Consider the following 13,715-nt stretch of genomic DNA (forward strand, 5'->3'; position numbering starts at 1 on the left):
GCGTCCATATTAAGAGTTTCGGAGGTTATGTTCGCCATCTCCGGTATGTCTTTTTGATATTCCGCGTACAGCGCGAAAAGGACAACGTGTTTAGCGTCGATTTCCATGTTTCAATTCACGCGTCTTTTGTCACTCGCATCCCAAGTATAAGGTGAAACGATTGAGTTTAAGGCTGTCATGGTACGATTCCCTGGCCTATGCCGTACCTCTCTTTCAGAGCGTCCAGGCGGCGGTTGAATTCGTTATTAATTTGTTTGGAGATCACGTCAAATTCGGAATCAAGCCCGCGTATTTTGCCTTGAATCCAAGCCTCTCTAGCAGCTTTGTCATTTTCATCTGACTTTTGCTTATGCCAATCCTTCAGAACCTGATATTCCTCTTCAAGACTCATCAAAATACAGTCCTTTCAACCGGTTTCAGTCGGCTGTCTTTGTCGATCTTACAATCCCACGGCTTTAGTCGTGGGAGTATGTCAAGGTACGATATACACCAATCTCTTGACCTCTTGACGAGCAGAGGGTTAAAGCATAATCTCTCCCATCCAGTAAAAACCCCACTTGCCCGCCTGTTGGGAGAGAATGGGCATGTCAGCTTCGTACCAGGTGAAACCATTGTGGTTAACTTGCTTCGTTAGATCATAAAGATTCGCCCTCAGCACGTCCATGGGACGCTGTGCCTCTCGCGTTATCATCTGATGCCACCCCTTGCCGTTCCACGCATAGATCACCTTGGGCTGGTTTCCTCTCCAAGCGACGGGAATCCCCGGCCGGCGCAAAATTCCCACACGGTCCACGCTGCTCTTCCACTCGCCCAACGCCATAAAACGACCATTGAAAAGCCAGTCCGGCATGTAGGTCGAGAGAGCGCCCGACGCAATGGGCTGCGTCATCGGCGATTGACGCGCGGCAATAGTCGGGGCTGGAAAAAGCGTCGCGCTCGACGAGATTTGAAGGGAGTTCGTATACGGCTGCAAGCCCGCCATAGAGGGAAGCACAGACCCTACAATATAATGAGTCGGCGTGAGGTTGGGACCAGCGAAGGTCCCGTACACCCACACGTTATCTTTGTTCCGAGTTACGGGATAGCCGTCGAAGGTGGCGTACCAATCGGGCGGCGTGTTGTAGGGCTTGTACACGTAGAAACGCATCCCCGCGTAAGACGGCTGCTCCACCAACAGCGGCTCCGCCAGATAGAGCTTGGCAGCCGCGGGCGACGCCATCCCCACTAAAACACCCAGACCCGCCAGGCATAACAACAGACGCTGTAACCTCAAAATTTTTCCCATTCTTAAAATCACTTCCTATAATGTATTAAAGTAAAAAGCCTAAAGTCAGAATAGCAAAAAGAGGTTCTTTTAGGAGCTTAAAATACTTACAGTGTAACCGTTATTCGATTAAAGCATTATATCGTTTTAAAATAGACTCCGGCTGTTCTTCTACGTCGTCGGCAACGGGCGAAAAAGCCGGAAAGCTGGGTGGTACGTAGACCGGAGGTTGCTCCGCGTCGCCGAAAATTACGGGCGTTGTGGGTTCCGGCGGTACGTAAACCGGCACACGGGGCAGCAGAGGATCCACGGGCGGGCGAGTGGGGCGCGCTGTGGCCTCCGGAGCGCCGGGAGGAACGACCACCACGCCGTTGGATACCGTCTCAACGGGGTACACCTGAGCCGGCCGCCGTGGGTCCCACAGGGCCTTACGATCTCCCTCGCCGTTGGGATACGTCACGACCCGAACGAAAGGAGGAAACGCCGGGTCCAGTTCCAGAGCCCGCGCGTAGAAAAATTGGGCTTGTTCCATTTGCCCGATTTTCTCATGGGCCATGCCGTACCAATACCAGGCATAGGGATTGCGGCGTTCTTCCTGGACAGCTCTTTGCAACCAAGGACGCGCCTGACTGTATCGTTTCGCCTCCATCAGGGAAATACCCCTCTCCAAAAAACTGAGTGCCATCGGCGCGGGAACCGGCTGCGGACGGACGGGTTTCTTTGTCGCCTTTGCCGGTCTTTTTTTCACTTGCTTTTTGACCGGAGCCTTACGAACGGACTTCTTGCCCTGCTTCTGTGTATTCTGGGGCTGAGAAACGATCTCGTCCGCGGAAACGTTGCCGTTGGCGCGCGCCTCCGTCCCAAAAGCGAAAAAAACGCAACCCAAAACTAACGCAAACAGACAGCGTAAGATACGTTTCTTCTTTCCGATAAAAACGCTCATGGTTTTTTTGTCTCCCATTTCATTTGTAATACCTCGGGCCGATGAAATTTCATGACAAGATCGTCCAATTGGATGGGTTCCTTTTTGTTGTCCTGAACCACCAACACTACGGCGGTTCTTTCCTGCACATTAAGCACCCTGACTTTCCCGATGCTCACCGGGATGACGGCCACGGGATTTTCCGGGTCGACGGAGATATAGGTGTCGCTCCGCACCACCTCCAGAACGTCTCCAACCTTGAGGGTGTCTTCTCGTCCGATGGAGATAATGTACTCCCGCCGCTTGCGCGTGGAGTTCGCAGTCGGAGAGATGACGCGGCCCACATTGATGGCATAAGGGTTGAAAGGGGGTTCACCGGCTTCGTACATTCCGGGGTCGTTGCGCTTCAACACGATGGAGATATGGCTCATCGCCTCATGGTAACCGTCTTTTACGGCGTTTTTGATCGATTGCCAATGGGACGTACCGGCGAACTGCTTCCACGTGAGGCGGCTCATCTTCTGTCCTTGGCCGGTCCCACGGGTCAGACCGAGGACATCAAGACCGTCCTTGAAAGGAATGGGCAAAGAGGTGATCCGCGTGTCGATCCAGAACAACTTATCATCTCCGGGACCGAAGGTGTAACGCTTGTCCCGCCCCACGGCAATGCGAGTGGCGAAGGGTTCGGCGTTGACCGCGTCGAAGATTTTGACGCGCAACTTCACCGCGCCCGTTTCCACCTTCCCCACAACCTCCCGCTCTTTCAAGATGGCGCTATAAAGCTCCATCCGTATCGCCATGTCGCCGTCCCGGTGAGGTCGGTTCAGCCACTGGTTCATACCGTTCTCATCCAAAACCTCCACCTCGGTCATGGGCGAGTCGTTGAAAAGTTCCGCTAAATATTCCGTCATTCTTTGTTCCAGGACACTGTAGGGGTAGTACTTGCTCTCCCAGACCTGAAGGTCCGTGTAGTTTTCCGTCGGAAACAGCACAACGGAAAGCCGGCGCGACTCCGCCTCCCGGGCGGAACATACGGAGACCAACCCTTCCCACAAAATCGCGTTCAACAAAATCGCGATCAACAATCCTGTTCTTGCAAAGCGGCTTGCTTTCATAATCGTCACTCCCCGAAAAATCTACGTCAAAAACCGCCTTAATTGTATCTTCAATATTCTTTATTCTTATCGGCATTTCGTCTCCATTTGCTTATTTATCGCTGCCCAATATATTTCCGCTATATTTCCGCAAAATTTTTTTCGTATTCTTTGTATTGTGTTTCGGGGAAATTTAGGTTATTCTGCCAGTATTCACTCAGTTCCATCTTCATAGCCGCAGATAGCCGCAGATAGCCGCAGAGTGGAAAAGGTGTAAAGGGGGAGTTGTGATGGAAAAACTAGACGTTTACAAATGCGGGTTATGTGGCAACCTTGTGGAGGTCCTTCACGCGGGAGGTGGACTGTTGAGCTGTTGCGGATCGCCTATGAGCCAGCTCAAGGAAAACACCAGCGACGGCGCAAAGGAAAAACACGTACCTGTTTTCGAGGGTAACGCCATCAAGGTCGGAAGCGTCGCTCATCCAATGCTGCCAGAGCACCATATCGAATGGATCGAGCTTGTCGGAGAAAACAAAATCTGCCGTCGTTTTCTGTCGCCTGGAGAAGTGCCAAAGGCCGTGTTTGAGGCCTGCGCCGGGGAGAACGTCTACGCGAGAGAATATTGCAACCTGCACGGACTCTGGAAAGGGGAAAAGTAAGGCATGATCTCACAGAAAATGGCGGACAGTATCAATGACCAGATCAAAGCCGAGCTGGAATCGGCCTATATTTATCTCTCGATGTCCACGTATTTCGAGGACACGAACCTCAAGGGCATGGCGCACTGGACAAAAAAGCAAGCTCAAGAAGAAATGGAGCACGCGGAGAAATTCATGGAACATCTCTACGCCCGAGGCGCGCGTGTCGTGCTGGAAGCTCTCGCCAAGCCGGCGACGAAGTTCGAGGGGCCTTTGGTTGTGTTCAAAGAGGTCTTGAAACACGAGCGGTACGTCACAGGTAGAATCAACAAAATGATGGATCTCGCGATAGAAGAGAAAGATTATGCTGCCCAGTCCATGCTGAACTGGTTCATTGATGAGCAGGTGGAGGAGGAAGCTAGCGCGGAGGAGATCGTGCGAAAGATTGAGTTCGTGGACGATTCCAATTCGAGCCTCTATCTTCTGGATAAGGAATTAGGAGGACGCTGAGGGGGTAGAGTATCGGCAGGCACGTCAGCCGAACCCGTCGGAGAAGGAAGTGTCGGAGAAGGAAGTAATGAATCGAAACAAAGGCAAGACGGAAAAACAGATGGAGAACGAATTGAATCCCAAAGCGTTGTTCCCTTTCAGTTGCGGGCTTTATATCGTCGCTACCGCTTGGGAGGACAAACTGGACGGGCAGGTCGCCAATACCGTAATGCAGCTCACGGCCAACCCCATTTCTATTGCGGTTTGTCTTCACAAGGATAACTACACTACGGAGCTGGTGACCAAAAGCAAAAAGTTTTCGGTTTCCGTGTTCTCCAATGAAGTACCTTTGCCCTTCATCGGCAATTTCGGTTTTCGGTCGGGGCGGGAGTGCGACAAGTTTGCCAAGTGTGACTACGTGGTGACGAAGTTTGGCCTTCCCGTCATCACTGAGTACACGGTGGCGGCCATCGAAGCCGAGGTCACCGACATGATGGACATAGAAACCCATAGGCTCTTCGTCGGGATCCTCAAGAGCACCTACGTTATCTCCGATGGAGCCCAACCCTTGACCTACGCGGACTACCATAAGCTTAAGAAGGGGAAGGCTCATATTAACGCGCCTACCGTTGTTTTCAACTTTCTTAGATAATGCTTAGATAATGCTTAGATAATGAGCCACTTCTCACTATTCTAGATTTAGATTTTTATGATAATTCACTATAATTTATTATAATGAAGAACAACGAAGACCTTACGCGGCTTTCTTCAGACAAAGCTCGGTTGAAGGCTTTTCTGGAGGGGCTTTATTTCGTCTATAACCGCCGAGAACTTGTATTTCCTGACCCTCTCGTTTTTTTATACGGCTATGACGACCCCTTAGATCGCGAGGTCGTGGGGTTGATTGCCTCATGCCTGGCCTACGGGCGTGTCGCGCAGATCCTGAAGAGCGTCGAAAAAATCCTGGCGCCGATGGGCGCGTGCCCCCATTGTTTTTTGCTTGAGGAGAAGCCGCGCTCGCAATCTTTTTTTCAAACTCTTTTCAAAGACTTCAAGCACCGTTTCACTACGGGAAAGGACATGGCGGCGCTCCTGGAACGCGTGTCTCAAATTCTGCGGGAATACGGTTCCCTGGAAGCGCTCTTGAAAGAAGGGCTTCAAAGAGAAGGGACTTTGCTTGCTGCGTTGAACTTTTTTTCCCATGAACTTACGCTGAGGAAGGAAGGATTGCGAAAGGGATTCCCTTTGCTGACGGCCCCCGAGGATGGCAGCGCCTGCAAACGGTTGTCGCTTTACCTGAAATGGATGACGCGCAGGGACGAGGTGGACCCCGGCGGGTGGACGGCTATCTCCCCTAAAAACCTGCTCATGCCGACGGACACTCACATTCACCGTATCGCGCTCCAGTTAGGTTTGACGAAGCGGAAGCAGGCCGACCTCACGACAGTACTCGAAATCACGCAAAATTTTGCCAAACTGACCCCCGAAGATCCTACCCGCTACGACTTCGTTCTCAGCCGCTTCGGCATCCGCCAAGGGTTGAACATATCCGACGTGATCTAGCCGAGGGCTATCGTATAGTATATAAATCAGTGTCTATTCATATTTATTTATATCAAACTCCTTCTTCTTGACATCATGATAATAGCTTGTTATGCTTATTTTGTACCTTGATATTAAAACCGAAAACCAAGGTTATATTGATAATTAAAAAGCGTTTATCCTTTGGATAAACTTTGCGAGATTCAGCTTTTCCTTAGATCATAAGATCATAAGGTCTTCGGAATACTATGCAAAACGTATCTGCTAGCTATAAGTAGGTATTAGTACGCTAAAAGAATCGGTAGAGGTATAGAGGATAGAGACTGGAGACTAGAGGTAACAATGTATTGAGAGCGTCGCTATATCTTGAAAGTGATTTGCCAAAGCAAAAACGCGATTGACAGGGCGACAGCATTTATTTTCCCTCAAGCATTCCAATCACTAGCTTCGCATATTTGAATAGGTATTTTTACGTAGCATATAAGGCCAGTCATATCCAGTCATATCCAGTCATATCAAGGATTCGAGAGTAAATGCTGTTGTCCTGACGAGCTTGAAACTCTCTCTTGCGGAAGAGTGTGGAGGTGTGGTATATTTCCTAAATAAGTTCGCGTGAAGTAGAGGTCAGCCCCTCTCACCCATATGGCGCTTTAGGGTAGCTAACGGGTAATGAAGCGAGCGGGGTTGTCGTAATTGGAGGGGCCGACAAAACGTCGGTCTTATTTTTTATTTCAATTTTTTTACTTAATTCGGAGGTGAAGTGCTATAGTTTCTAGAACCGAAGATGATGAGCCCAGAATCAACCGTGAAATTACCTCGCCGCAAGTCCTGTTGGTGGACGAAAATGGAGTGAAAGTCGGACAGATTCCAACGCTGGAAGCCGTGAAAATGGCCGAGGAACGAATGTTGGATTTGGTCGAGGTGGCACCCTTGGCCAAGCCGCCTGTGTGCCGGATTATGGATTATGGCAAGTACCGGTACCAACTCCAGAAAAAGGAAAAAGACGCCCGCAAGAAACAAAAAGTACAGACTTTGAAAGAAATGAAAATGCGTCCCAAAATCGACGAGCATGATTACGACTTCAAGGTGAGGGCCATCAAGAATTTTCTCGAAGAAGGACACCGGGTGAAAGTATCGGTGTTTTTCAGAGGGCGGGAAATGACGTTCCTTTCCAAAGGCGAGGAGGTTTTGAAACGCGTCGTGGAGGAGTGCGAAGGACTGGGCAAGAGTGAAGGAACCCCCAAGATGGAAGGGCGCTATATGCGTATCATGCTGACCCCCATCGCTCAGGCTAAATCCAAGAAAATTGCTTCGGACGCGGAACCGAAAAAAGAAAAAAACAAACCGAAAGAACCTCTTTCGGTGTCTGTCGCCGAGTTGAACTCCATGGAAGAATAGTGGAGAGTATAAGGAAAATAAGGATCGGCGACGCATAAAACGAACGAGTTTGGGTTGTTTCACGGTCCGTGAGACCGTCTAATTTGAGAGGAGATAGTGGTATGCCTAAATTGAAGTCACACTCCGGCGCTAAAAAGAGGTTTTCTTACACCGCGAGGGGCAAGCTGGCTTATCGAAAGGTCGGGCGCGCTCATATTATGGAACACAAAAGCGCCAAGCGCACACGCAGGATGCGTAAGACGGGATACGTTTCATCGACCCTCATGGGCCAGATGAAAAGGATGCTTCCCTACTCTTGAGTGGCTTTAAAAGTTCTCCCAATCGAAAGGATGAAGTCGAATGCGCGTCAAAGGCGGGAGTATCAGCAATAAAAAACGGAAAAAACTTTTCTCTATTACAAAAGGCTATTGGGGTCAGCATAAAAACGTGTATCGCCGGGCTAAAGAGGCTTTTCTGGCCGCTCTTTCTCGGGCTTACGGCGACAGAAAACGAAAGAAACGCGATTATCGCAAGCTGTGGATCACCCGCATCAGTGCGGCGACTCGTTCCGAGGGCATGAGCTACAGCGCTTTCATCAACGGGTTGAAGAAGGCGGGGATCACCTTGAACCGCAAAATGCTCTCGGAGCTGGCAATTCACGACATGCCTGCTTTCCGTGAGTTGATTACCCGCGCTCGAATCATTTTGAAGTAAAGAAATCAATCGGTTTTTAAAAGTTTTCACCATAAAAAAGATGCGGCGTTTATCATGAGGTTCCTGTCGTCTATCGCGGCAGGAGCCTCATTTATAGTAAATAATAAATTATAGTGAATAAACGAATCTTTTCGAAATCTTTTCGAATCTTTTCGAAGGAGGTGCGGCAGTGAACGATTTGGAAAACCAGGTACGGGAGGTCCAAAATTCTTTCGACGAAACTATGGCATCCATCGGCGCCACGGACGCGTTGCAAGAACTGAGGGTCAAATACCTGGGAAAGAAAGGCGCGTTGACGACCCTTTTGAAATCTTTAAAAGAACTTCCACCCGATGAACGCCCCCGGGCGGGAGAGGTCTTGAACGAACTCCGCGACGAACTGGAGCGGAGGATCGAGGAAAAAAAGCGGGCTCTGACCCTCGCGGAGGACACCGCAGCGGAGGCTCTGGAGAGGGTAGATGTCACATTGCCCCCCAGAGGACGCCCCGCCGGATCCTTTCACCCTGTGGCTCAAACGATGCACGAGATCGTCGCTATCATGCAAGGTCTGGGGTATTCTGTGGTGCTGGGGCCGGAGATCGAGGAAGACTACTACAACTTCGAGTGTCTCAATATGCCCTCCTGGCATCCGGCGCGGGATATGCAGGATACGTTTTATTTTCCGGACAATTTTCTGGACGCCGGCGTGGGTGCAGATGTGGGAGCGGATAATGTGGGCGCAGATGTGGAGAAAGCCTCGAAAAGACAGCTTTTGAGGACTCATACCTCTCCCGTCGAGATACGGGCGATGCACCGTTACGGTGCGCCCTTGCGCATCGTCTGCCCAGGCAAGGTCTACCGCCGGGACAACGACCCCACGCATTCGCCCATGTTCAACCAGCTCGAAGGGCTTTTGATCGATAAAGACGTTTCGTTCTCCGTCTTGAAGGGATCCTTGACGGAACTGATGAACGGTTTTTTTGGACGGGAACTGAAGAGCCGTTTTCGCGCCAGCTATTTCCCCTTCACCGAACCCTCTATGGAGTTGGACATCGAGTGTGTGGAATGCAGCGGCAAAAACTCCGACTGCCGCATATGTAAAGGAACGGGGTGGTTGGAGGTCTGCGGCATGGGCATGACGCACCCGTTCGTCATCCGCGCGGGCGGCATCGACCCCGAAAAATACAACGGGTTTGCTTTTGGGCTGGGGCTCGACCGCATGGCTATGCTGAAGTATGGAATCAATGACCTTCGTTATCTGTTCAACGGAAACGTTTCCTATTTTTTATCGGGGAGGAATGACTGATGATTGTTTCGTGGCAACTGCTGAGTCAGTTTGTGGAACTGCGCGTTTCCCCGGAGGAGGCGGCTTCTCGTTTGACTATGTCTGGAGCAGAGGTGGAGTCAATCCGCCGTCCGGGCGATCCAATTTCAGGCGTTACAGTGGCGCGCGTCCAAACCCTCGAACGGCATCCGTCGAAAGAGAACCTTTTTGTCGCGGAGCTGGAGACCGGTAAAGCCAAAGCCGTCTGCGTCACGGCCGCGACAAACTTGAAGATAGGAGACAAGGTCCTTTACGGCGCTCCGGGAGCGACGTTGCCCGAAATAACGCACCAGGGAATCGTCACCTCGAAGAAAACGGAACTGGGCTTACGCGATTTTGGGGAGATCCGGAGCGAGGGCATGATGCTCTCCGCGGCGGAGCTGGGGCTTCCTGATGTGGACCTGGTTGAAGGTATCCTGGTGTTGCCAGAAGACGCGCCCCTCGGCGCGGACGCGCTTGCGCTCTACCAATTGGACGATACACTTCTGGACGTTTCGATCACACCGAACCGAGGAGACCTTCTGAGCGTTTTGGGTATGGCACGGGAACTGAAGGGGCTCTACCCCGACGCCATTCTGAAACCGCTGCCCTGGGAACTCTACACTTCGGGCGTGAATGCCTCTAAGGCCGGAGACTGGCCCGTGGAGTTCGGAACCATCGCCTTGCCCGACGCAGGGTGTCTGAACTACCTCCTAGGGCTCGCGACAGACGTCAAGATCGGTCCATCCCCATTGGAGGTCCGGGTGGCTCTTTCCCATCTGGGGATGCGTCCCATCTCCAACATCGTGGACGCTACCAACTATGTGATGCTGGTGGTGGGACAGCCCCTTCACGCCTTCGACTTGAACACGCTGCCGAAGCGGGAGATTACGGTGCGTTCCGCTCTAGCGGGGGAGAAGATTATCACTCTGGATGGCAAGGAGCATGTTTTGACCGTCAAGGACATGCTCATCACCAGCGGCAAGGAATCGCCTGGAGGACCTCTCACTGAGCCCATAGCCCTGGCGGGAATCATGGGCGGCAAGAAGACCGGCATCAGTGATGACACCGAAAAAGTGGTCCTGGAAGGCGCCAGCTTCTCCCCCCTGAGGGTCGGTCATACCTCGCGCCGGCTAGGCATCGCCTCGGAAGCGGCGTTCCGCTACTCCAGGGGCGTGGACCCCGCCCTTTCCGCCATCGGAATCGACTACGCCCTCTTCCTGATGGGACAGTGGAGCGGGGCGACGGTGAGCTACAAGAAACTTTCGGCCTTCAACACCCAGCCGGAGATCCAACCCGTCGTTCTCACGAAGAAAAAGCTTCAGACTTACCTCTTGTGGAGCGACATGGAGGAGTCGACCCAAATCCTCGAAGGCTACGGCATTCGACACGCAAAAGATTTTAATAAAGATTTCAATAAAGATTTCAATGGCGAAAAATTCGGCACGAACATTCGCGCTTTCATCCCTCCCACCTGGCGCCCCGACATCACCATTGAAGAGGACCTCATTGAGGAGATCGGGCGTTACAGAGGCTACAACGACGCCCCCGCCCACATGCCCGGAGTGCTGCCGAGACGCGGCGACGTGGGCGAGGAGACATCTCTGGCCGGAACTTTGCGCGCCTGCGCCATTGCCCGAGGCTACGTGGAGGCCATCACTTACAGTTTCCTGTCGGAGTCCTTCGTCTCGATGTTACACCTGCCTGAAGAGGATCGGCGCGCTCATCCCCTCCTCCTGGCCAACCCCATTAGTCAAGAATGGGTCGCCATGCGTACCACCTTGCTTCCAGGGTTGCTGAACGGGTTGAGGGAAAGCGTCGCGTCGGGCTGGCGCGGCCCTGTGCGGCTTTTTGAAATTGGGCGTGTTTTCCTGCGCGACGAGACGCATGAGCAGCAAGAAAAACATCTCGAACGGGATGCTTTAGCTGGATTGGTCTTTAACGGCATGGACCCTCGCACGCCCTGGCCGGAGACCCTCGACGATTTACTGAGTGTCAAAACCGACGTCTTGGCGTTATTGCAAACTCGGGGCATCGAGCTCGCTTTTGAGCAAGGCTCCGAGCCCTTCGGCCACGCGGGGCAGACGGCGCGTATTCTCGGCTTGGGCTATTTGGCGCGCCTCTCTCCCTCCATCGAGCGAGAATTGGGTTTTGCTGGGGCTGGCCCTATTTACGTTTTCGAGATTGACTTGGAGGCACTGAAGCCCATCGAAAAACCCGTCTATATGCCTTCGTCATCTTTCCCCGCCAGTTTCCGTGACATCTCCATGCTGGTTTCCCTTGACCGGACTCAGGACCGAGTGGTGGCCGATATTCGATCCGCGGTTGAGGGGGAGGAACGGGGCGCGAAAATTCTGGAAAGCGTCAAGTTGTTTGACATCTATAGCGGCAAAGGGATCCCGGAAGGGCATCACAGCATGGCTTTTTCCCTGTGTTACCGAGCGGCGGATCGCACGCTGAACGACGAGGAAGTAGACAAAATTCACAACGCGGTCCGCAATACATTGACTCAAAAAGGATACAATATGCGATAAGCGCTAATTACGGATCCGCCCGTTACCTTCGGAGCATATAAAGTCGAGGCTCGGTTGTTTCGGAAAAAAGCTTCAAGGTGGAGATGGAATGAACAACACGTTGAGGAACATCGAGAGTCTGGTCGAACACTTAACGGCGAAGGTCGAATCTCTCTTGAAAGAGCGCGAAGAAATGTTGCTGGAGATGTCACGCCTGCGCGCCCTTCTCGTAGAACGAGATAAGGAAGCCGTCAAAGCCTCGCAGGAAATGCGTTCTGAGTTGGAGACGGTACAGACGAAGGCGTTGCTTTCCGCGCAAGAACAGTTCCGAATAGAGTCAAAGCTCCAGGACTTGAATGACAAGTTGATCGCCTTGGTGCGCAAGGGCGAACGCCCTGGAGCTTGAGCTGTGGACAAGCTCCGGGAAGTCCGAATTGTCATTGGCAAACGAAGCTACCGTATGCAGACGACTCTTGACGAGTCTACGTTCAATCGAGTTCTTTCTATTGTGGAGGAGGTGGGGGAATCTATCGGCGAGAACACTGATCAAGACAATTTGTTGATATTGACCTGCTTGCAGCTCGCTTACAGTTTGGAAAAAATCTCCAAGATTCTGGGTCCCCTGGAGAAAGAACTGGAAACACTCTCCCCCTGGGAACCGCCAGGGGAATCGAAAGGCGACGGATAATAAAAATATAAAAAAATAAGAAGTCAGAGGACAAGTTTCCTTTTGTGGAGCAACATGTTGTGGAGTGACATGTTATGGAGCGACATGTTGTGGAGTGACATGTTATGGAGTGACATGTTATGGAGCGACGTGTTATGGAAGAGTCGACCCAAATTTAATCTCGGCAACCGAAAGAACAGGTGGGGTAGTTGCAGGTTCCACAGCCCCGGCAGAGTCCTCCCACACCCCACCGCCGGGCCTCTTCGCCTGTGGGAGGTAGGCCTGCGTAAATTCTGTGCATTACCGTGTCGAGCACGGTAATATCCGCGTGAACCGCGCAAGCAGGAACACCCAAAAGGAATACGCTCCCTTTTTGAGCGAACATCAGATTGGAGCCAGGGAGAGCTGGCGTTCCCCGAAACGTTACTTCCGTCGCCACGTCTTGGATGGCGGCGGGAGTCATGTCGTCAGCGTCCACGCTCATTCCCCCCGAGCAGAGAACGACCTCCGCCCCATTGTTAATGTGGGCTTCGATGCGTCGCCGAATCATCTCTTTATCGTCAGGGGCGACATCGTGTCCGATCAAAGGCGCGCCGTAAAGGGCTAGTTTTTTCTTCAGCTTATCCACAAAGGCGTCTTTCACGCGGCCCTCCCAGATCTCGCGCCCCGTGGTCACCAGCGCCGTTGGAAGAGGCCGAAAGGGGAGCAGCTCAAAGGGATTGGCTAAGGATCGGAGCAAATTTTCGGCGTGACGGACGTCATCCTCTTTCACCACCAAAGGACCCACTCGCCACGCAGCCGCGACCTCTCCCTTCTCGACGGGGATTTTGTTGGGAAGGGTGGCAAAGACCCAGTTCACGTTGGCGTTGATCTTGTGGATAACCTCCTCGTCGAAGAGCAATAGGCCACTCTGCTTGGTGACGAGACCGCACTTGCCCTCCGAAGGACCAATGATCGAAAAAAACGGACCTGTCAATAACGCTGCCACCCGCAGCGCGGCGTCGTCTTCATGGACTTCGTCGCCATCTAACTCCAAAATCGATAGATGTTCCCGCCCCATTCGCTTCAGCAGCTCCACCTCGTCTTGGGCAACTATGTGTCCTTTTTTGAAGCGCGCCCCTTTGTAACCGTTCGTCGGGTCAATCAACGTCAGGTCATGAGAAAGGACCGTCCCCACGGAGTCCTCGACGTCGATGATCTTGACTTTCATTAG

Annotated in this window: 16 protein-coding genes; 11 read left to right on the forward strand and 5 right to left on the reverse strand. The window is 52.2% G+C overall.

Features of this window, described 5'->3' with window-relative positions; all coding sequences use genetic code 11:
• Window positions 1-175: 175 nt before the first annotated feature.
• From LBJ36_00205 to LBJ36_00220, 4 genes are all read right to left on the reverse strand, one after another.
• On the reverse strand, window positions 176-391 hold the full coding sequence (locus LBJ36_00205) for a hypothetical protein (GenBank protein MDR1377463.1): 216 nt from the start codon (window positions 389-391) through the stop codon (window positions 176-178).
• Window positions 392-520: 129 nt separating this feature from the next.
• Complete coding sequence (locus tag LBJ36_00210; GenBank protein ID MDR1377464.1) at window positions 521-1,285, reverse strand: hypothetical protein; 765 nt, start codon at window positions 1,283-1,285, stop codon at window positions 521-523.
• Between the two features lie 100 nt (window positions 1,286-1,385).
• The gene (locus LBJ36_00215) at window positions 1,386-2,207 is read right to left on the reverse strand and encodes a tetratricopeptide repeat protein (GenBank protein MDR1377465.1); all 822 of its coding nucleotides are present in this window, start codon (window positions 2,205-2,207) and stop codon (window positions 1,386-1,388) included.
• Window positions 2,204-3,301: a hypothetical protein gene (locus LBJ36_00220; GenBank protein MDR1377466.1), complete on the reverse strand. Its 1,098-nt coding sequence runs from the start codon at window positions 3,299-3,301 to the stop codon at window positions 2,204-2,206. The genes LBJ36_00215 and LBJ36_00220 overlap by 4 nt, the downstream gene beginning before the upstream one ends.
• A 269-nt stretch (window positions 3,302-3,570) precedes the next feature.
• Here LBJ36_00220 and LBJ36_00225 point away from each other — a divergent pair, with 269 nt between their 5' ends.
• The 11 genes from LBJ36_00225 (at window position 3,571) to LBJ36_00275 (ending at window position 12,523) form a co-directional block, all read left to right on the forward strand.
• On the forward strand, window positions 3,571-3,939 hold the full coding sequence (locus LBJ36_00225; protein ID MDR1377467.1) for a desulfoferrodoxin: 369 nt from the start codon (window positions 3,571-3,573) through the stop codon (window positions 3,937-3,939).
• A gap of 3 nt (window positions 3,940-3,942) precedes the next feature.
• Window positions 3,943-4,428 carry a ferritin gene (locus LBJ36_00230; protein MDR1377468.1) on the forward strand — a complete coding sequence of 162 codons (486 nt, stop codon included), beginning with the start codon at window positions 3,943-3,945 and terminating at the stop codon, window positions 4,426-4,428.
• 67 nt (window positions 4,429-4,495) lie between these two features.
• Window positions 4,496-5,059 (forward strand): flavin reductase family protein, encoded by a 564-nt coding sequence (locus LBJ36_00235; protein MDR1377469.1) that lies wholly within the window; start codon window positions 4,496-4,498, stop codon window positions 5,057-5,059.
• An 83-nt stretch (window positions 5,060-5,142) separates the two neighbouring features.
• On the forward strand, window positions 5,143-5,970 hold the full coding sequence (locus LBJ36_00240) for a TIGR02757 family protein (GenBank protein ID MDR1377470.1): 828 nt from the start codon (window positions 5,143-5,145) through the stop codon (window positions 5,968-5,970).
• Window positions 5,971-6,747: 777 nt separating this feature from the next.
• Window positions 6,748-7,347, forward strand: a complete 600-nt coding sequence (infC, locus tag LBJ36_00245) for a translation initiation factor IF-3 (GenBank protein MDR1377471.1) — start codon at window positions 6,748-6,750, stop codon at window positions 7,345-7,347.
• Window positions 7,348-7,448: 101 nt separating this feature from the next.
• Window positions 7,449-7,646 (forward strand): 50S ribosomal protein L35, encoded by a 198-nt coding sequence (rpmI, locus tag LBJ36_00250; protein MDR1377472.1) that lies wholly within the window; start codon window positions 7,449-7,451, stop codon window positions 7,644-7,646.
• Window positions 7,647-7,686: 40 nt separating this feature from the next.
• Complete coding sequence (gene rplT / locus LBJ36_00255) at window positions 7,687-8,040, forward strand: 50S ribosomal protein L20 (protein MDR1377473.1); 354 nt, start codon at window positions 7,687-7,689, stop codon at window positions 8,038-8,040.
• A 169-nt stretch (window positions 8,041-8,209) separates the two neighbouring features.
• Entirely contained in the window at window positions 8,210-9,325 is a 1,116-nt protein-coding gene (gene pheS / locus LBJ36_00260) for a phenylalanine--tRNA ligase subunit alpha (protein ID MDR1377474.1), read from the forward strand.
• A complete protein-coding gene (gene pheT, locus LBJ36_00265) occupies window positions 9,325-11,856 on the forward strand; it encodes a phenylalanine--tRNA ligase subunit beta (GenBank protein MDR1377475.1) in 2,532 nt (843 codons plus the stop codon). The genes pheS and pheT overlap by 1 nt, the downstream gene beginning before the upstream one ends.
• An 88-nt stretch (window positions 11,857-11,944) precedes the next feature.
• Window positions 11,945-12,241 carry a hypothetical protein gene (locus tag LBJ36_00270; protein MDR1377476.1) on the forward strand — a complete coding sequence of 99 codons (297 nt, stop codon included), beginning with the start codon at window positions 11,945-11,947 and terminating at the stop codon, window positions 12,239-12,241.
• A gap of 3 nt (window positions 12,242-12,244) precedes the next feature.
• Entirely contained in the window at window positions 12,245-12,523 is a 279-nt protein-coding gene (locus tag LBJ36_00275; protein ID MDR1377477.1) for a hypothetical protein, read from the forward strand.
• Between the two features lie 154 nt (window positions 12,524-12,677).
• Here the strand turns inward: LBJ36_00275 and LBJ36_00280 are convergent, their stop codons facing one another.
• Window positions 12,678-13,712, reverse strand: a complete 1,035-nt coding sequence (locus LBJ36_00280; protein ID MDR1377478.1) for a molybdopterin-binding protein — start codon at window positions 13,710-13,712, stop codon at window positions 12,678-12,680.
• Window positions 13,713-13,715: the final 3 nt, after the last annotated feature.

The organism is Synergistaceae bacterium, assembly GCA_031267575.1.
Taxonomy (GTDB): Bacteria; Synergistota; Synergistia; order Synergistales; family Aminobacteriaceae; genus JAIRYN01.

Excerpts from the sequence above, each read along its gene's own strand:
- LBJ36_00230 (MDR1377468.1), top strand. The coding sequence starts at position 3,943 with ATGATCTCACAGAAAATGGCGGACAGTATCAATGACCAGATCAAAGCC.
- LBJ36_00220 (MDR1377466.1), bottom strand. The coding sequence starts at position 3,301 with ATGAAAGCAAGCCGCTTTGCAAGAACAGGATTGTTGATCGCGATTTTG.
- LBJ36_00225 (MDR1377467.1), top strand. The coding sequence starts at position 3,571 with ATGGAAAAACTAGACGTTTACAAATGCGGGTTATGTGGCAACCTTGTG.
- rplT (MDR1377473.1), top strand. The coding sequence starts at position 7,687 with ATGCGCGTCAAAGGCGGGAGTATCAGCAATAAAAAACGGAAAAAACTT.
- LBJ36_00210 (MDR1377464.1), bottom strand. The coding sequence starts at position 1,285 with ATGGGAAAAATTTTGAGGTTACAGCGTCTGTTGTTATGCCTGGCGGGT.
- LBJ36_00280 (MDR1377478.1), bottom strand. The coding sequence starts at position 13,712 with ATGAAAGTCAAGATCATCGACGTCGAGGACTCCGTGGGGACGGTCCTT.
- LBJ36_00270 (MDR1377476.1), top strand. The coding sequence starts at position 11,945 with ATGAACAACACGTTGAGGAACATCGAGAGTCTGGTCGAACACTTAACG.
- LBJ36_00205 (MDR1377463.1), bottom strand. The coding sequence starts at position 391 with ATGAGTCTTGAAGAGGAATATCAGGTTCTGAAGGATTGGCATAAGCAA.
- pheT (MDR1377475.1), top strand. The coding sequence starts at position 9,325 with ATGATTGTTTCGTGGCAACTGCTGAGTCAGTTTGTGGAACTGCGCGTT.
- LBJ36_00235 (MDR1377469.1), top strand. The coding sequence starts at position 4,496 with ATGAATCGAAACAAAGGCAAGACGGAAAAACAGATGGAGAACGAATTG.
- rpmI (MDR1377472.1), top strand. The coding sequence starts at position 7,449 with ATGCCTAAATTGAAGTCACACTCCGGCGCTAAAAAGAGGTTTTCTTAC.
- LBJ36_00215 (MDR1377465.1), bottom strand. The coding sequence starts at position 2,207 with ATGAGCGTTTTTATCGGAAAGAAGAAACGTATCTTACGCTGTCTGTTT.
- LBJ36_00240 (MDR1377470.1), top strand. The coding sequence starts at position 5,143 with ATGAAGAACAACGAAGACCTTACGCGGCTTTCTTCAGACAAAGCTCGG.